This is a genomic window from uncultured Microscilla sp., from assembly GCF_947493425.1.
Taxonomy (GTDB): Bacteria; Bacteroidota; Bacteroidia; order Cytophagales; family Microscillaceae; genus Microscilla.
Window position 1 is genome coordinate 21415 of the sequence record NZ_CANLRP010000013.1, and the last position, 17453, is coordinate 38867.

A 17453-nucleotide genomic window follows, 5' to 3' on the forward strand; every position below is an offset into this window, starting at 1 on the left:
AAACAATTGTATGAATAAACTTAAAAAATGCCAACAACGTTTTGCTAAGTTAATGTCGCGTCGGCACGAACGCTACTTTACCTGGGTAGACTATATACATACATTGCTTACCGCGTTACCCATAGGCTTAGGCGTGGGGTTGGTATTTGGTGTGATGAACAAACACTACGAAATAAGCCTGTTGATAGGGGTTACCCAAGGGGTAGTCATTGGTTGTTGCCTTACATTTGCTATCCAAATATCGTTGTACTTATCCGATAAAATCAGTTGGAAACCAATCAGCTTTTCATTGGTATTTTTGGTGATGGTGATCAACTGTTTTGTAGGGGTAAAAATCATCGGGTGGATAAGTGTATACTGGTGGGGGGCTAACCCAAGCTCTATAGGGGTCACCGTTGTTTTGATTGTTTTCTACACTGCATTAGGTATGATTATATTTACTAAAATTCATCAAAGAGCTCAACTGGACAGTAAAATCACCGAGCAGGAATTGAAACTCATGGAGTTAAAACAACTTAAAACTCAAGCAGAGTTGGACGCATTACATGCCAGGGTAAATCCTCACTTCTTGTATAATACCCTCAATTCTATTGCAAGCCTAATACATGCCAACCCCGACAAAGCCGAGCAAATGACTTTACTTTTGTCTAAGTTTTTTAGGTACAATACCAATCGAAAAAATAACCACTTGACTACCATAGGCGAAGAGCTGGATATGGTGGCTACTTACCTGGAAATAGAGAAGGTTCGTTTTGGCGACAGGCTGAATTATCAGCTAGATCTGCCACCAGGAGCAAAAAACTATCTGATTCCTCGTTTTTTGTTGCAACCCTTGGTCGAGAATGCTCTCAAGCATGGAATAGCCAAACTTGCTGAAAAAGGAAAGCTTAGTTTGACAATAAATACTGAAAACGATCAGATCAAGGTAATGATTGGTGACAATGGTCCCGGTTTCTCTGACGAGTTAGTATCGGGGTATGGGTTAAAAAGTACCCGTGAAAAACTCGAATTGCTGTTTCCGGGCAATGCTGACTTTTATTTTGAAAACTCACCCAAAAAACAATTGGTTATTACACTCAAAAAAATGCTTGCCCATGAATATACCAAAAACAAACAAGCGATACAAAACCGTTATAATTGATGATGAAATATTGGCTCGCGACCGCCTTAAACGTTTGCTAAAGGCACATACAGATGTTTTTGAAGTAATAGGTGAAGCTCAAAATGGGCAGGAAGGGCAACAAGTAGTAGACACGCTCAAACCTGACTTAATCTTTCTGGACATAGAAATGCCTTTGTTGAATGGTTTTGAAATGCTCCGAAGGCTTCATCATTTGCCCGTAGTAATTTTTGCTACAGCTTACGATCAATACGCTATTCAGGCGTTTGAAGAAAATTCGATAGACTATTTACTTAAACCTATCTTGCCTGAAAGATTGGAGCGCAGCATTCAAAAACTTCATCGGTTTGAAGCGGAGTCAACTGCGGGTGAGCAACATGTGCAATCTATTCAACAACTTTTGCAACAACTACAGCCTGCCAAAGCCATTACGGGTATTCCTATTCAGGTAGGTGATACTATTCGTTTGGTGCCGTTGACCCATGTAACTCATTTTGAGGCAGATGGCAAGTATGTGTATTTACACACACCCGATCAAAATAAACACTTGGTAGACTATACTTTGACTACACTTGATGACAAGCTCCCAGAGCAATTTGTGCGGGTACACAAGTCGTATATTGTCAATAGCGAGTTTATCAAACAATTTGAAAAATATTTTCGGGGGCGCTATATCTTACACCTCAATGATAAAGAAGGAACTAAAGTTACCTCTGGCGCCAGTTTTTCTGATAGGGTCAAGGGATTGTTTGAGCTTTAAAAATAGTGAAGAGTAAAAACCAAAAATAGTGGCAGGGTATGAAAAAAATAAGATGGATTGTTCAGAAAAATAACTATGCAACTGCCGACCGGGATAAAATCATCGCTGCCTGCCAGCAGTTGCAACTGCCTTATGAATTGGTACAGGTCATTCCTTTTGCCACTACCTTGCCTGTTTTCTCAATAGATAAGCACCACGAAAACATCTATTATGGCTCTACCACTATGATGGAACGAGTTTACAACGATTTGGGGCAACCTGCGGGTTTGTTTTATGATGAAACCACTTTTACCATGGGCAATTATATCAATCAATGGAAGGCGTCTATGCTATCATCTGAAGGCGAGGTGTTTACATTCGAGCAGTTTAGAGGGAGAGATTACCCCAGTGACGCCAGGTTTTTTATCCGACCCAATGCCGACTCAAAGGCTTTTGCTGGAATGGTACTTACATTTGCCGAAATCAAAAGTTGGTATGATAAGGTAGTGCAAAACAAGGCTGAAACTGTTGATGCCACCACCGAAATTTTCGTTAGTACTGCTTACCACATCGAAAAAGAATGGCGAAATATTGTGGTCAATGGCAAAGTCGTCACAAGTACTGCTTATCGAAAATCATTTGAGCTGTACAAGTCAGCTACCGATGTGCCACCAGAGATGATCAGGTTTGTAGAAGAAAGGTGCCGTGAGTACCAACCTCACGATATTTTTGCAATGGATGTAGCAAAGTGCAGTGGGGAGTACGAGTATTACATTATAGAGTGCGGTTGTGCTAATTCTATTGGGTTTTATCACTGCGATATATTTGCTTATGTCAAGCATATATCTGAATTTTTGTCTGTGAAAATCAACAACAAGCACTAGAATCCACCCCCTTCTAACTGCTTCAGGCGTATGTATTTATGCCTGACTTTCTTTCTGTTTCTATTTTACCATAATAAAGCCTATCTTTACTTTACGCAAACCACTCAAACAAGTAAAGCTCTTGATTATTTAAGGATACGTTCACCCCATTTTTTATAGCTTGCAGGGTTATTTAGAAAGATTCTCAAATAAGGGTTTTGTACAAAAAGTTACCTAAATTTCGCTTTCTTGCCCTTCGTCTGTTAATTTGCGTGGTAGTTTAGGGTGTTTTATATGCCCCAAATCAAACCAAGCTATTGATAGTAAACTCTTTATATAATAAAATTTTACCCACTTGTGATATGATAAAACACGATTGGACGCTCGCCGAGATTGAAGCCATCTATAATAAACCTTTGCTCGACTTGATGTTTGAAGCAGCCTCTATTCATCGCCAAAATAAAGATTATGCCGAGGTGCAAATAAGCAGCCTTATTTCTATAAAAACCGGAGGTTGCCCCGAAGACTGCGCATATTGCCCACAGGCAGCACGCTATAGTACTGATGTAGACGTGCATAAACTCATGCCTCTTGAGACAGTAGTAAACATGGCTAAAGAAGCTAAAGAAGCTGGCTCATCAAGGGTGTGTATGGGCGCTGCCTGGCGCGAAGTACGCGACAACCGCGATTTTGACCGTGTGCTCGACATGGTAAAGGCAGTGAACGACATGGACATGGAGGTATGCTGTACTTTAGGTATGCTCAATGCCAACCAAGCACAAAAACTTGCCGATGCAGGATTGTATGCTTACAACCATAATGTAGATACTTCGGAAGAATATTATAGTGAAGTCATTACTACCCGTACCTACAAAGATCGTTTGAACACCATCAATAATGCACGTGAAGCAGGACTCACTGTTTGTTCAGGGGGGATTGTAGGTTTAGGCGAAACTGACAAAGACCGTATTGGAATGCTGAAGGTACTCTCAAACTTGCACCCTCACCCCGATTCAGTGCCGATCAATGCATTGGTAAGGATAGAAGGTACACCACTTGAAGACCAACCCAAAGTACCCGTACAAGATATGGTACGTATGATTGCCACTGCACGCATTTTAATGCCTAAAACTGTAGTACGCCTGTCGGCAGGAAGAACAGAAATGTCGTTGAGTGAGCAGGCAATGTGTTTTATGGCTGGTGCCAACTCTATTTTTGCTGGAGACAAATTGCTTACCACGCCTAATCCTGACTTTAAGGATGACATGGAAATGTTTGATATTTTGGGCTTGGCTCCTCGTGAAGCCTACAAAAATGTAGATCGTGAGCAGTTTCGCCCTAAAGAAACTGTGGAAAAAGAAGCCTAGTGCACTGGAAACTAAATTCCTATCATATTATTCGGAGTCTTTAGCCCGCTTACTTTACTTCAAAAAGTTTACGTAGCTTTGGCTATGCGCACTTTTTGAAGTGCGTCAGCAAACGAAATACTCTCGAATAAATAGTGCATTTATTTAATCCCCAATGCACTAGCCAATGTAGAAATTACGAATTACGAATGAGTGCATATCATCGTAATTCGTAATTCTCAAATTTGCAATTAATACTCCGTTTTATCTCCCTTACTTTGCCACCTCTCAAACACCTTCAAAGCATTGTCTCTGCCTATAGCTATAAACTTGATTTGTCGCTCGTTAATTTTTTTATCCAACTCATCATAAATTAACTGATCATCAAAACCGATGTGTGCAGCATCTTCGCGGTTACACGCATAGTAAACTGCCTTGGGACGTGCCCAATAAATAGCGCCTAAACACATAGGGCAAGGTTCGCAAGAGGTGTAAATGACACAATCGTCTAATTGAAAAGTATTCAAAACTTTGCAAGCTTCTCTTATAGCTACTACCTCGGCGTGAGCGGTAGGATCTTGGGTAGAAGTGACCCGGTTGTGTCCTTCGGCAATTATTTCACCGTTTTTGACTACTACCGCACCAAATGGTCCGCCCGAATTACTATCCATTCCTTGGGTTGCCAACTCGATAGCCCTGTTTATAAAATGCTCGTGATTTTCGTGCATGGTAACGTTGTTAAATTTTAACAGATATTGATTTTAGCCTGCTCTTATTTTTATGCAAACCCCGCAAATTAACGCAATGTAGTAGGGTTTTACAAGTAAAAATCATAGTGCTTCAATTTCTTCTGTTGATAAACCAGTAATGCTGTGAATAGTAGAGGCATCTATGCCCTTGGCTTTCATTTTTCGGGCGGTTTCTCTGATGGCCTCTGCTTTGCCCTCTTCTCTACCCTCCTCTCTACCTTCCTCTCTGCCTTCTTCTCTGCCTTCTTTTATAGCTGTATTCACCACATTATTAAAATCCCATACATGTTTCAAGCTATCCCGGTATGCCTGTTGGTCTTTTGGGTTGAGTTTAACAATTTCAGCAGCATCAAACAGTTTTTTGAAAATACGTTCTTGCAATGCTGGGGGCACTTCATGAAATCTTGACAAGTTTTTGAGTAAATACATCCATTTATCAAAGCGAGTTTCAAGCTCATCAGCGGTTTTGTTAAACTTGGGCATTTCGAGGTAGATAAAGGTCAGTTTATCATAAAAAACCTCTTGGGTTTCGGTGTCTATTAGTTGAATGTGGTGTTTAAATTTATTATTACCCTCTTGGTGCCTATTAAACACAAAATCCATAATACTAATGGTATACACCGCCTCTAGCTTGAAATTCCAATCACTGCCTGTAACGGCTTGTTCCTGAATAGGAAAAGTAGCATAGTAAATACTTCGGTCTTTGAAATACTCCTGTTTTACTTTTTGTAGCTCCACAATAAACTTTTCTCCTCGGTCATTTTGGCAATAGAGGTCAAAAATAGCCCTTCTATCGAGAGGACTATTAGGCATTTGCTCGTTTTTGAGGTAAGTAATTTCGGTGATGTGTTGTTTGTCTTGGAGCAACTCGTTGAGAAAATCAATCAACAACTCCTTGTTACTTTCTTCACCAAACAGCTTTTTAAAACCAAAATCGGTAAACGGGTTAATAAATCTTTCTGACATAATAAAGCAAGGGTTTAATTGTAATTGTTATTTTAGAGTGCCTCGATTTCTTCGGCAGATAAACCAGTAGCTTTGGCAATGGTAGCGGAGTCTACACCTTGAGCTTTTAGGTTAAGAGCTATTTCTACAGAGTTTTCTTTTACTGCCGTATTCACCACATTATTAAAATCCCAAACATGCTTCAAACTCTCCCTATAAGCCTGTTGATCTTGTGGATTGAGTTTAACAATTTCGGCAGCATCAAACAATTTTTTGAAAATACGTTCTTGCAATGCTGGGGGCACTTCATGAAATCTTGACAAGTTTTTGAGTAAATACATCCATTTATCAAAGCGAGTTTCAAGCTCATCAGCGGTTTTGTTAAACTTGGGCATTTCGAGGTAGATAAAGGTCAGTTTATCATAAAAAACCTCTTGGGTTTCGGTGTCTATTAGTTGAATGTGGTGTTTAAATTTATTATTACCCTCTTGGTACCTATTAAACACAAAATCCATAATACTAATAGTATACACCGCCTCTAGCTTGAAATTCCAATCACTGCCTGTAACGGCTTGTTCCTGAATAGGAAAAGTAGCATAGTAAATACTTCGGTCTTTGAAATACTCCTGTTTTACTTTTTGTAGCTCCACAATAAACTTTTCTCCTCGGTCATTTTGGCAATAGAGGTCAAAAATAGCCCTTCTATCGAGAGGACTATTAGGCATTTGCTCGTTTTTGAGGTAAGTAATTTCGGTGATGTGTTGTTTGTCTTGGAGCAACTCGTTGAGAAAATCAATCAACAACTCCTTGTTACTTTCTTCACCAAACAGCTTTTTAAAACCAAAATCGGTAAACGGGTTAATAAATCTTTCTGACATAATAAAGCAAGGGTTTAAATAAACAACTTATCACAAACTTAAGCATTTAACTGCTAACTTTGTGGTCTAATTGACTGAATATGGACAGGATAAAAACCTCGCAGAATTTTTTAGATAAACGCCTCCAAAAACGCCAGGAAGATGGTTTACTGCGTACTTTGGTAGATAAACACCATTTAATAGATTTTTGCTCGAACGATTATCTTGGAATGGCACGCAGTGATGCTTTCAAGGCGTTGATTGAGCAAAAAGTGGCACAAACAAACCAATTAACCTCCACTATAGGAGCCACTGGGTCGCGGCTTATTTCGGGCAACCTTCAGTATACCGAACAACTGGAGCAAAGCATTGCCGACTTTCATCAGGCAGAGGCAGGGCTGTTGTTTAATTCTGGATATGATGCCAACATAGGCATTTTTGCTGCACTTGCCCATAAAGGAGATACAATCATTACTGATGAGTTTGCCCATGCTAGTATGATAGATGGTGCCCGCCTGAGTCATGCCAAAAGATTGAGGTTTAAACATAATAATGTGGCAGACCTGGAAAAAAAGCTAGGCGTTGCAGAAGGCAATGTTTTTATTGGGGTAGAGTCGGTATACTCTATGGATGGCGATCTGGCACCATTGAAAGCTATAGCAGATTTGGCCGAGAAATATGGAGCTCATCTGATTGTAGATGAAGCCCACGCTACGGGGGTGTTTGGCAACAAGGGAGAGGGGGTAGTACAAGCCGAAAATCTGCAGGAAAGGGTTTTGTTACGTATGCATACTTTTGGCAAAGCATTGGGCACTCATGGGGCTATAGTGTTAGGCAGCCACCACCTACGCGACTATCTCATCAACTTTACCCGTTCTTTTATTTATACCACTTCGTTGCCTTTTCACTCTTTGTTAAGCATAGAGGCTGCCTATGAGTTATTACCTGGTTGTCAGGCAGAACGCCAGCACCTACAGTATTTGATTGACTTTTTTCAAAAACAATTGCGCCAGCAAACACCTTATCAAATACTCGATAGCCCGTCACCCATTCAAGGGGTAATAGTACCAGGCAACGCACAAGCCAAGGCTGTATCGCAAAAACTAGCAACTGCTGGCTTTTATGTAAAAGCAATTCTAAGCCCTACAGTACCTGCTAAACAAGAACGACTTCGGATATGTTTACATGCTTTTAATACCGAAGCCGAGCTTCGACAAATGATTGAAACTATTAAAAACTAATCTTACATGAAACATCAATATATTATTGCAGGGATAGATACCGAAATTGGTAAAACTGTAGTGTCAGCTATTGTGGCCGAAGCATTGCAAGCCGATTATTGGAAGCCCATTCAGTCAGGTGAATTAGACAACTCTGACACCCACAAAGTAGAAGCTTTGGTAAGTAACCATAATGCGGTATTTCACCCTGAAGCCTATAGGTTTAAAGAACCTATGTCGCCCCATGCTGCTGCGGCTATAGATGGGGTAACTATAGAGCCAAATAAAATACAACTCCCCGATACTCGCAACCATTTGGTGGTAGAGCTTGCTGGAGGCTTGATGGTACCTTTGACCCACGAATTTTTGAATATCCACTTGATCAAGCAGCTAGGTATTCCGGTTATTCTGGTATCTAAATACTATTTGGGGAGTATTAACCATACCTTATTATCTATAGAATTGCTCAAGGCGCATAAGGTTGACATCAAAGGAATTATCTTTAATGGTGAGCCTACCCCTAGTAGCAAAGAAGCTATTCTAGCTTATAGCCAAGTACCTTGCCTGGGTGAAATTCCCTGGATAGAAGGACCACTTACCCAATCTGTGGTGTCATCTTTGGCAAAATTGTTAAGTTTTTAGCCAAGTACCTGTGAAGGTTTGTTGATGACTATAAACTACAAGGTAGCATTCCTCCTGAAATCAGAAAGAGGGTGCTACTTTTTTATTGAAGCTCTTTTTGTTTTTTCTTAACTTAGGAATGGTGTAAAAATAAATTTCTATAGTAACGCTAAAATATTTTGTTGCTAGACGCGGTAAAAAATCGGCTAATAGCAGCGCTATTCGGCTATTTTTTAACAAAGTATAGCCTCAAAAGATGAGGTTAAGAATGTAAATTTATTTTGGTACCATTCCTTAGGTTAAAAAGCAATATAAGGCGTAAGCTGGGCAAGTTTGGCTTCGTCTATAATTTTAATTTTACCTAAGTCTTTGATAGAATTGTAATTGCCGTGATGTTCCCGGTAATTGACAATGATTTTTGCTAATTTATAACCGATATAAGGGTGAGCCTTGAGTATTTCAAATTTGGCAGTATTTATATTGATTTTTTTGATATTGGCAGGCGTCAACGAGGTGTGTTGTAATAAAGTGGCAATGACTTCGGGCTTGAGCCCATAAATATCTTTGAGTTGTTCAGTGTTAGAAAATCCCCCCAAACGATTTCTTAAATTAATTATTCGCTCAGAAAGTGCTTCACCTATTCCTTTGATTTGCTTCAGCTGTTCGGTAGTGGCCTCGTTTAAGTCAAACGGTGCAATTTTGTCTTCCTGGGTAGCAAACGGGCTGGCGGTGGTGTACTTTCGGTTTTTGGGTGCTTCATACTTGTCTGGTAGTTGAATATATGCCTCCAGTTGATCATAAGCTCTTTCAGGAAAACCATAAATCTTTTTTAAGTCACTTTTTTGGCGAAACTTGCCTCCTTTGGATACATAGTTTTGAATACGCCCGGCTACTTTAGCCGAAAATCCCAATTTCTGCCAATCTTGTACTGTAGCAGTGTTAGGATCAAATGCGAAAAATTCATTGGGAGTGTAGGCAGGTGTTTTTTTGTATTTCTTTTTGCGTGAGTAGCGAGGGGCTTTGATATAAGCAGAAGATTTTTTGTATTCTTTTTTTTCGGCCGCCAGTTCAGCGGTTTGTTTGGCAATGAGTGCTTCCAAACTATCTAATGTGCTTTGGTCTGAGTTGTCTACTTGCCTTTTACTAAAACTACCCAAGGGTGGGTTAATCAGCAATATGGTAACCAGTACCACCAACAATGCCATAAGAATGACAAAGCCGTTGGTTTCTTTGCGTGAAAATCCAAAATAGTTACGTATCCAAAGTTTTACACGTTTCATAAGCATTTAGTTAAGGTAGGTGTATCTTAGGGAGATACTTGATTTTGAATACGTGTATGATGCTTTTGAGGTTCAAAACTTCGCATCTGACTTCTATAAATAAGAATGTGTAGCAATGAAATCACTGCTACACATTATTTATTTTTTATTACTCATCTTCTAAGTTAGACTTAGAAGGAGTGGTCAATACTTTTCTAAAAAAATAAGCCATAGTTAAGGTAACAGTCACTTGTACTGTTATCATCATTATTAACGCTGAGGTACTCATTTAATTTATGTTTTAGTTTTGTAAATGCTAATACTTGAAGGGTTACAGGTTTTCTTTAGTCCTTCTTTTACTGGCTTGGTATACTAATACCGTAATAAAGATAAATACGCCTAATAACAGCAAACGACCAAGGTTGATATAGAATATCTGATTGGTAAAACTACCAGTAGCTATTTTATCTTTAAACTTCACCTTGTCTCCTTCTTTGATGGTTACCTTGGCGCTCTTGCCTCCGTATTGTGCCACGTTGATTGACCGCACTACAGTCATGGAATCAAAAGGGGTGACACTCTTTTCGTTGGTATATGTTTTTATTTTGCCTTCAGGAGTTTTGTAGTACTTTTTACTCTGGCTCAACTGTATAGTAGTACCCTGTATTTTGGTTACTATACTTTCACCTTCTACATCATTCTCAAAGCTATCGGCAAAGAAAGACTTGTTGGCTTTTACACCCTGGTTAGTAATTTGCCCAATGATACTATCATCAGCAAGGGCAAATTGTCCGTTAAAGAGCTTGTTCCAATCGCCACCTACTGGTTTTATCAAAGCGCCTAAGAATACAATCAACAAAAGCGTAGGGGTGACCCATTTAATGATGGGTTTAAAAAATGATGGAATGGTAATGTCAGCCCCTTCGTTGATCTCTGCCCAGCCTTTGGTCATACCAAACACCCAGGCAAACAAAATCACTTCGGCCAGAGCAAATACTACCAAAGCAATGGTTCCTGCCCAGTAGTCATACTCTCCAAAGACCCCTTGACTGTAGAACATTACCGATGGCAAACCGACAATAAGTGTAATGACCCCAAACGATAAGGCGGCCTTTTTGCGTCCCCAATTAAACTCATCTTGCATAAAGCCCATCCAGGGAGTACCCATGGCCAACGATGAGGTAATGCCCGCAAAAAAGAGTAACCCAAACCACATTACTCCAGCTACTACGCTCAGTACGCTGCCCCATTGGTCGAACAGGTAAGGCATGGTTTGGAAAGCCATAGAGAAGCCAGCATTGTTTTGTGCCCACTCAAGCCCCAGGTAACCCACTGCAATAGGAATAACAACGGATGCACCCAGTACAATTTCTACAAAACCGTTCATCCATCCGGCAGACATTGCGTTGAGGGCAATATCGTCTTTAGAACGTACATAAGAAGCATAACACTGAATAGTACCCATACCTACCGAGAGCGTAAAGAATATTTGCCCTGCAGCGGCCATCCATACTTTAAAATCCCAGATACTGGATGCTTGTGGTTTCCATAAGAAATCTAATGCTAAGAAAGAGTTACAGTCAGTACAACCTTCTGGCGCACCAGACGACCCCAGGGTAATGCCGCGAATGGCAAGAAAAGCTCCGAACAAGATGAGCATAGGCATGCCAAATTTGGCTACTTTTTCTACCCCGCCACTTAAGCCTTTAGATAGTATATATATATTGAGAGATAGCGTAATAACATAAATGATAAGTGCAGGTACAGGAATACCCATAAAAGAATCGGTATAGGAATCGAAGTAGGCTGAAACTGCTTCAGGGCTTGATCCGGCAAAACCTCTTGTGATAGACTTCCAAACATAAGTAAGTGTCCAGGACTCGATATAGGTGTAATAGGCAGCTACCGCAATGTTGGTAAAAATACCAAATACACCAAAATACTTCCAAAACTTACGTTTACCCATGGTATCAAGGATAAACGGTGTAGAGTGGTTACCCTGACGCCCCCCAAAACGCCCTACTGACCATTCAACCCAAAGGAGAGGAATACCCATTAATACAAAACATACCAAATAGGGGATAATAAAAGCTCCTCCTCCATTCTGAACAGCTTGCACAGGAAAGCGAAGAAAGTTTCCTAAACCTACGGCGTTTCCAGCCATAGCCAATACCAGTCCGACCCGAGAACCCCAGGCTTCTTTATTTGTACTCATTTATCAAATAGTTGGATTTAATACTGAATCAATGAATGGCTAAACTACAGCATATTTTTGAGTTGTGCAATTAGATATGATTTAAAGTTACACGCCTACGTTTTTTTTAAGTTTAAGTTTGATTTTATTTAGTTTAATTTCATTCAAAAGAGATATAATTTTTGTTAACTCTACCCATTTCCCCTCATTTTGAAGGTGGTAGAATACCTTCATGTAGTCTAATATTTACGACTAAAATTGAGTGAGATTTACTTTTTTGAGCAATACTTCTTTTTTTTTTTATCCTAAAAAACTAACTTAGAACTTTAAGGAATGGTAAAAAAATAAGTGACCGATTTCGAGGTAGAGATTTTCTACTTAGCTGAGGCACTTTTGGCCGAAGGCAACGCTTAGCACAGCATCGTTGGTTTGGTGGGTGTCGTTCGCTTTTTGAATCTTGATGTATATCAGAACAAGCGTTATGGTTAAAAAAGCTCATAGTCTCGATTGATCGGGGAAAATTATTTTTTGTTCATTCTTAAGAGTGTCCTGTAAAAAAAACCACATAATTAAACAGCAAGGCATTACTCATTAAACCAGTAATTTGATTCTAAAACCTGAAGACTGGGTACTGGCAGAAAAGTTGTTTCCTGTGTCATTTGCCTGTTTTTAAATAACTTAACTGATTAGGTGAATGAAACTGTAGATGTTTCATAGACTAAAAGCGCCAAATTAAACATGAAAGATATAGCTATAAAAGGTAATAAGGGAGTATATTTTATACCTACAGTCAATTTTAACTCAGATACTGGCGTATGTGAAATTATCGGAGAGTCATATCATCAAGATGCTAAAAAGTTTTATCGCCCTTTGATTCAATGGGTAGAAGAGTACATTCAGTCTAAACATCCCATTCGGTTTGACTTCAAACTTACCTACTTCAACACCAATTCATCTAAAGCCTTTCTAAATATTCTCAAAGTGTTGAAAAAATACGCCGATGAAGGTGGGCAGGTAGAGGCCAATTGGTATTATCCTACCGAAGATGATGATATTTTGGAAGAAGCCGAGGATTTTATACAAGAAACCAAACTGAAAATGAACTTGATTGGTTACTGAGGTTAGTATAGTCCCTATGTGTAGATTGCGTGTGTTGGAGCTTTTATATTTTGACAAATTTGGTGTTGTGACTGCTTTGAGATCAAAACAATGATATAGATGGTTTGTGTGGAATAAGAAAAGCAAATATAACTGTGTTTGTAATAAGAGATAGGTCATGAAAACAATCATTATTATTTGCTTTACATTGTTGCTGTTGAACGTAACAGTTTATGCCCAACCTGATACTAATCGCCTAAATACTATTCCATTAGATGTATTGAAGGCGCAAGATATTATTGCAGGACGTGCTTCTACCAATGTAGAAGTTGTTTCTGCGAGTAGGTCGAGCAAAAGAATAAAAGACCTGCCGGTGACTATCCACGTAGTAACTCAAGAAGAAATCCGAAAAAATGGTTATATAACCTTGGTTGACGTTATGAAAGCGGTACCAGGGGTAAGAGTATCGCAACCAGGATCAGGGCTCGACGGAGAAACATTTCTTTTTAGGGGGCAAATAGGTAACTATTACACCAAAATACTCATCAATAACATTCCCATCCAACCTAGTGTGGCAGGAGGAATCGCCATTGGAGCGCAACTACCCATTGCTCAGGCGCGGCAAATAGAAATTATCTATGGACCAGCTTCTGCAGTGTATGGGGCTGACGCCATGACTGGAGTCATTAATATTATTACCGACTCTCCCTCTAGTCGCTCATTTGCGCAAGCCAATGTTACTTTAGGTGAATATGGCTACCAACACGTAAATTTTATGGCAGGAGGCAAGGTAGGTAAAAACAAAAACATACTTAAATACACTTTTTATGGCAATCGCGGCAAACGCGATGATCTAAACATTCGCCATAACAAAGAGGTAGAGTTGGTAGGACAAGTGAGTAGTGAGTTTTCATACAAAGGCAATGTATTTAGCCCTCTTCCCCACTTTTTTGCTTCTAAACGTATGTCAAGCGATCAGATTAACTATTTAAGATTGCTCAATACTAATCCTGGTCAGGTGTTGGATAGTATTCAGGCGACTTACCCTTACTACCAAGGCGATGCAAACAAAGGTTTGGTGAACGCATTGCCCCAGGAAAGCTCGCTGTTTGGCATACAACTGGAGTATCGAGATTTTACTTTTAGTTATAACAACCTCTTTCGTAGCAACCACAGTTCTTTGGGCAGAAGCCCTGACATATTTTCTTATGCCCGCTCTGACAACTACATAGCCGACCGTATAGAGCGAATTACCTTAAGCTATAACAAAGCCTGGCAACGATTTGCACTTACTGTCAATGCATCTTATCTTAAGTACAGGATGGACGTAGGCTCTACTTATGGAGTAAACTATGCCAGTTTTGCCAGTGCAAGGGCATATACTTATGAGGCTTCTGATGATTTATTTTTTGAAGCGCTAGGTACTTATTCCATCAATAAATATATGGAAATCACCGCAGGTTTTTCTGCCACTTTTTCAGGCAATTTACCTCCAGTCAATGAATCCGATACACCTTTTAACCCTGGCGATTATCAGGCTTTTAGCACTACCCAACGCGCCCCGCATGCCGTTTTTGGGCATTTTGGCGACAATCCCATTTTGCACACCATTACTGGCTATTTTGCCCAATTGCTCTATCAACGCGATAACCTCACGCTGATTGCAGGAGTGCGTGAAGATGCCTCGTCTGAGTTTACTACCAATGTAGATTCAGCCAATGCAGTAGGTTCTTTTTATCCCAGAGTAGCGGTGTTGTATAAGTTCAACAATAACCTTTCGGTAAGAGCGTCTTACGGGAGAGCTTTCAAGGCACCCAGTGCCCGCAACACTTACTCTTCGTTGGCTTTGCCTGTAATATTCAATGGCACCAGAGTACCCAACCTGGTACAATACGAACGAGTGCCTAATGAAGACTTATCACCAGAGTTTGTTACGAGTTATGAGGTAGGAGTACGCTATACACTCAATAGTAATATAGACTTTGACCTGACAGGATATTATAGCCGAATAGACCAATTGATTACCCAAAGCCTGATACCATTAGATACCAGTATATATGGTGCCAATGCGGTGTCACAGTTTCAAACACAGAATAATTTCCGAACTCGCTCGGCCGTAAATGATGTAAACAGCCGAAGCGATTTGTATGGACTGCAATTGGCCGTACGTTTGTCAAATCTTTTGCCATTACTAAAACTCAATGCTGATGTGTACCTAAATTATGCTGAAGGTTCAGAAATATTACCCAACGAAGAAAACGAAGAAATCAGTGTGCCCAGAATGGTGCCTAAGTTTATGGGACAGTTGAACTTTTCAATAGAACCGTTTAAGCATACTTACTTTCGTTTTGAGAATGTGTTTATGACTGATTGGGTAAGGCGTTTTGTACCTAGAGCAGATGCATCAGATTTTAAAGTTGAGGGCTATTATAACCTGGATTTTATCGGGCGTTATCAGCTGAGCAAACACTTGGGTGTATTTCTGAAAATAAGAAATGTATTTGATGCTGAGTATGCAGGCATTGGTTCTGATGGACTAGACGTGGACTTGGTATACAACCCTCAAATGAAACGAAACGTACAGTTTGGGGCTTCTTTTAGGTTATAAAAACAAGCCCTTGTTGGTTTGGGGACACTTTTCTTAAAAATTGAACACATACCCTATGGTATTTACAAACTCACGCGAAAGCCCATCAGGATTTTGAGCGCGACGAATGAGCCTAAAACCTGCCCCTACTTTAATTGCCGAGCGAGTATTAAACCTAAATCCCATTCCGACCAAATAAGTAAGTGCCAACCCATCGCTTCCGTCTACATTGATGGTGCGTTCGCCCATCGTCATTTTGTCTTGAGTGGGGCGGTAAATAGCCAATAAACCCGTATTAAAGTTGATGCGTGAAAAGCGTAGGTTATATTCTACTCTTAACATAAAATCATCACCTCTGAATAGTTTTCGTGACCGGGGGTAGTGCTCAGCCCAGATAAAATTTTCGCTTCCTGCCCATTCGCCCCATAAAAACTGATTGTTTACACTATTCAATGCGCGTTGATACCCCGTAGCAATCAGCCAATTACGACTAATCAGCGAAATTCCTGCAATCAAGTCATAAGTACCCAAAGTATTTTGGTAATACATAGGCAATGGTCTGCCCGACTCAGATTGTACGTTGGGATTGCCTGTAGGTATTTTGGTACCCAGTGTAGCATTTATCTGAAACTTTTCTTTGTTCACGAGATTGTAACTAAAACTCAATGACACATCACCTATTCCGTGATTGCTGCCCAAGCGCCCCTGAGCGTATTGATAAGGCAACTTTACCTGTAAATTGGTTTTGTCATTAAAACCCATGTTAAAATCTACAGTATACGCCAAAATGAGGTTATCAAATTTGGTAACCCCCAGATAGTGACTCAGTTCTACCGAGCGTAAACGCAGCCTTACTTTTTGGTTAAAATGTTGATCGGGCTTCATGGCACCCATCGTACAAAACCCGGCGTCGCTACAGCCTTGTGCCTGTAGTTGTGCTGAGGTAGTCCATAAAAAAATGAGTAGTAATCCGTAAAACTGTATGTATTGAATCCTGTTTGACATAATGGAGGCAAGTATATTGAGTTTTGTGCAAAGTAAAGAAATATAGTCAAAAACCAACTTGTTTTATGTTGTTACAACTCAAGTGAAGGAAACGTTGCCTGTGTTGGAAAGAAGATTTTGCTAAAACCACACAAACCCTCTCAAATTACTTGATTTGAGAGGGTTTGTGTGCATGTTATCAGGCAGTATATTTTCAGTCAGGTCTTTGCTTCCTAATCATATTTGGCAATTAAGTTAATCTCCACTACATTCTTTCCATCTTTAAACAAGGCCTGAGGTATTTTGATCTGATGATCTTTGGTATTGACCTGAAAGCGACTAAAGCAACTGATTTTATTGTTTTTTACTACGATAGTAGCCGGAATAGAACGCTTTTTCTTTACGCCGTGCATTTTAAGATAGCCTACCACGGTTACTTTCTGAGGAGAACTAATTTCAAAATTGATCTTTTCTTTTACTTTCCCTTTAAAAGTAGAATGGGGGTATTTGCTGGCTTCGAGGTAGGTTTCGTTAAAAGGTTGTTGCATTACAGGGTTGCTAAAACGAAACTTATTGGTGGGAATAATGAAAGACACTTCGTTGTTTTTGCGATTAAAGGCAGAAGTCACAGATTTATTAACTGCCTGAATGAGGGCAAGGTTAGAATTTAAAAATAGGGTGACTTGACCTGTGTGAGTGCTATATATTTTTTTTTGTGCTTTGGTGTCATGGACAAGAGTGAACAAAAAAAAACCAAGCAGGAAAATATGCCTTTTCATGATGGAGTGTAGTTTTAAAAGTACAGAAACATTATCATAGTTTGTTTTACCGTGTCAAGGTAAGATTTGTTCAGAGATTCTACAACTTTATA

General features: G+C 39.8%; 15 protein-coding genes. 8 read left to right on the forward strand and 7 right to left on the reverse strand.

What is annotated here, in order from left to right; genetic code table 11:
- The first annotated feature begins 10 nt into the window (after window positions 1–10).
- From Q0954_RS05905 to bioB, 4 genes are all read left to right on the forward strand, one after another.
- A complete protein-coding gene (locus Q0954_RS05905) occupies window positions 11–1141 on the forward strand; it encodes a sensor histidine kinase (protein ID WP_299454877.1) in 1131 nt (376 codons plus the stop codon).
- On the forward strand, window positions 1095–1880 hold the full coding sequence (locus Q0954_RS05910; RefSeq protein ID WP_299454880.1) for a LytTR family transcriptional regulator DNA-binding domain-containing protein: 786 nt from the start codon (window positions 1095–1097) through the stop codon (window positions 1878–1880). Before Q0954_RS05905 ends, Q0954_RS05910 begins: the two co-directional genes overlap by 47 nt.
- Before the next feature lie 38 nt (window positions 1881–1918).
- Window positions 1919–2743: an ATP-grasp domain-containing protein gene (locus tag Q0954_RS05915; RefSeq protein WP_299454882.1), complete on the forward strand. Its 825-nt coding sequence runs from the start codon at window positions 1919–1921 to the stop codon at window positions 2741–2743.
- A 341-nt stretch (window positions 2744–3084) separates the two neighbouring features.
- Complete coding sequence (gene bioB / locus Q0954_RS05920; RefSeq protein WP_299454884.1) at window positions 3085–4089, forward strand: biotin synthase BioB; 1005 nt, start codon at window positions 3085–3087, stop codon at window positions 4087–4089.
- A gap of 230 nt (window positions 4090–4319) precedes the next feature.
- Here bioB and Q0954_RS05925 read toward each other — a convergent pair whose 3' ends face one another.
- From Q0954_RS05925 to Q0954_RS05935, 3 genes are all read right to left on the reverse strand, one after another.
- Entirely contained in the window at window positions 4320–4796 is a 477-nt protein-coding gene (locus Q0954_RS05925) for a nucleoside deaminase (RefSeq protein ID WP_299454887.1), read from the reverse strand.
- Between the two features lie 102 nt (window positions 4797–4898).
- Window positions 4899–5783 carry an Rpn family recombination-promoting nuclease/putative transposase gene (locus Q0954_RS05930; RefSeq protein ID WP_299454889.1) on the reverse strand — a complete coding sequence of 295 codons (885 nt, stop codon included), beginning with the start codon at window positions 5781–5783 and terminating at the stop codon, window positions 4899–4901.
- A gap of 32 nt (window positions 5784–5815) precedes the next feature.
- Window positions 5816–6640, reverse strand: a complete 825-nt coding sequence (locus tag Q0954_RS05935; protein ID WP_299454890.1) for an Rpn family recombination-promoting nuclease/putative transposase — start codon at window positions 6638–6640, stop codon at window positions 5816–5818.
- 80 nt (window positions 6641–6720) lie between these two features.
- Here Q0954_RS05935 and Q0954_RS05940 point away from each other — a divergent pair, with 80 nt between their 5' ends.
- Both Q0954_RS05940 and bioD read left to right on the forward strand, forming a co-directional pair.
- Window positions 6721–7860: a pyridoxal phosphate-dependent aminotransferase family protein gene (locus Q0954_RS05940; RefSeq protein WP_299454892.1), complete on the forward strand. Its 1140-nt coding sequence runs from the start codon at window positions 6721–6723 to the stop codon at window positions 7858–7860.
- A gap of 6 nt (window positions 7861–7866) precedes the next feature.
- Entirely contained in the window at window positions 7867–8481 is a 615-nt protein-coding gene (bioD, locus tag Q0954_RS05945; protein WP_299454895.1) for a dethiobiotin synthase, read from the forward strand.
- Between the two features lie 278 nt (window positions 8482–8759).
- Here the strand turns inward: bioD and Q0954_RS05950 are convergent, their stop codons facing one another.
- The gene (locus Q0954_RS05950) at window positions 8760–9740 is read right to left on the reverse strand and encodes a helix-hairpin-helix domain-containing protein (protein ID WP_299454898.1); all 981 of its coding nucleotides are present in this window, start codon (window positions 9738–9740) and stop codon (window positions 8760–8762) included.
- Window positions 9741–10050: 310 nt separating this feature from the next.
- The gene (locus tag Q0954_RS05955) at window positions 10051–11934 is read right to left on the reverse strand and encodes a sodium-dependent transporter (protein WP_299454901.1); all 1884 of its coding nucleotides are present in this window, start codon (window positions 11932–11934) and stop codon (window positions 10051–10053) included.
- A gap of 717 nt (window positions 11935–12651) precedes the next feature.
- Between Q0954_RS05955 and Q0954_RS05960 the strand changes: the two genes are divergently transcribed.
- On the forward strand, window positions 12652–13032 hold the full coding sequence (locus tag Q0954_RS05960) for a DUF1987 domain-containing protein (RefSeq protein WP_299454903.1): 381 nt from the start codon (window positions 12652–12654) through the stop codon (window positions 13030–13032).
- A 157-nt stretch (window positions 13033–13189) separates the two neighbouring features.
- On the forward strand, window positions 13190–15619 hold the full coding sequence (locus tag Q0954_RS05965) for a TonB-dependent siderophore receptor (protein ID WP_299454905.1): 2430 nt from the start codon (window positions 13190–13192) through the stop codon (window positions 15617–15619).
- A gap of 33 nt (window positions 15620–15652) precedes the next feature.
- Here the strand turns inward: Q0954_RS05965 and Q0954_RS05970 are convergent, their stop codons facing one another.
- Both Q0954_RS05970 and Q0954_RS05975 read right to left on the reverse strand, forming a co-directional pair.
- Entirely contained in the window at window positions 15653–16603 is a 951-nt protein-coding gene (locus Q0954_RS05970; protein WP_299454908.1) for a hypothetical protein, read from the reverse strand.
- A gap of 212 nt (window positions 16604–16815) precedes the next feature.
- Window positions 16816–17361 (reverse strand): YceI family protein, encoded by a 546-nt coding sequence (locus Q0954_RS05975; protein ID WP_299454910.1) that lies wholly within the window; start codon window positions 17359–17361, stop codon window positions 16816–16818.
- Window positions 17362–17453 lie beyond the last annotated feature (92 nt).

Bases quoted from the DNA above. Each gene is read 5' to 3' on its own strand.
- Q0954_RS05905 (WP_299454877.1), top strand. From the start codon at position 11: ATGAATAAACTTAAAAAATGCCAACAACGTTTTGCTAAGTTAATGTCG.
- Q0954_RS05910 (WP_299454880.1), top strand. From the start codon at position 1,095: ATGAATATACCAAAAACAAACAAGCGATACAAAACCGTTATAATTGAT.
- Q0954_RS05915 (WP_299454882.1), top strand. From the start codon at position 1,919: ATGAAAAAAATAAGATGGATTGTTCAGAAAAATAACTATGCAACTGCC.
- bioB (WP_299454884.1), top strand. From the start codon at position 3,085: ATGATAAAACACGATTGGACGCTCGCCGAGATTGAAGCCATCTATAAT.
- Q0954_RS05925 (WP_299454887.1), bottom strand. From the start codon at position 4,796: ATGCACGAAAATCACGAGCATTTTATAAACAGGGCTATCGAGTTGGCA.
- Q0954_RS05930 (WP_299454889.1), bottom strand. From the start codon at position 5,783: ATGTCAGAAAGATTTATTAACCCGTTTACCGATTTTGGTTTTAAAAAG.
- Q0954_RS05935 (WP_299454890.1), bottom strand. From the start codon at position 6,640: ATGTCAGAAAGATTTATTAACCCGTTTACCGATTTTGGTTTTAAAAAG.
- Q0954_RS05940 (WP_299454892.1), top strand. From the start codon at position 6,721: ATGGACAGGATAAAAACCTCGCAGAATTTTTTAGATAAACGCCTCCAA.
- bioD (WP_299454895.1), top strand. From the start codon at position 7,867: ATGAAACATCAATATATTATTGCAGGGATAGATACCGAAATTGGTAAA.
- Q0954_RS05950 (WP_299454898.1), bottom strand. From the start codon at position 9,740: ATGAAACGTGTAAAACTTTGGATACGTAACTATTTTGGATTTTCACGC.
- Q0954_RS05955 (WP_299454901.1), bottom strand. From the start codon at position 11,934: ATGAGTACAAATAAAGAAGCCTGGGGTTCTCGGGTCGGACTGGTATTG.
- Q0954_RS05960 (WP_299454903.1), top strand. From the start codon at position 12,652: ATGAAAGATATAGCTATAAAAGGTAATAAGGGAGTATATTTTATACCT.
- Q0954_RS05965 (WP_299454905.1), top strand. From the start codon at position 13,190: ATGAAAACAATCATTATTATTTGCTTTACATTGTTGCTGTTGAACGTA.
- Q0954_RS05970 (WP_299454908.1), bottom strand. From the start codon at position 16,603: ATGTCAAACAGGATTCAATACATACAGTTTTACGGATTACTACTCATT.
- Q0954_RS05975 (WP_299454910.1), bottom strand. From the start codon at position 17,361: ATGAAAAGGCATATTTTCCTGCTTGGTTTTTTTTTGTTCACTCTTGTC.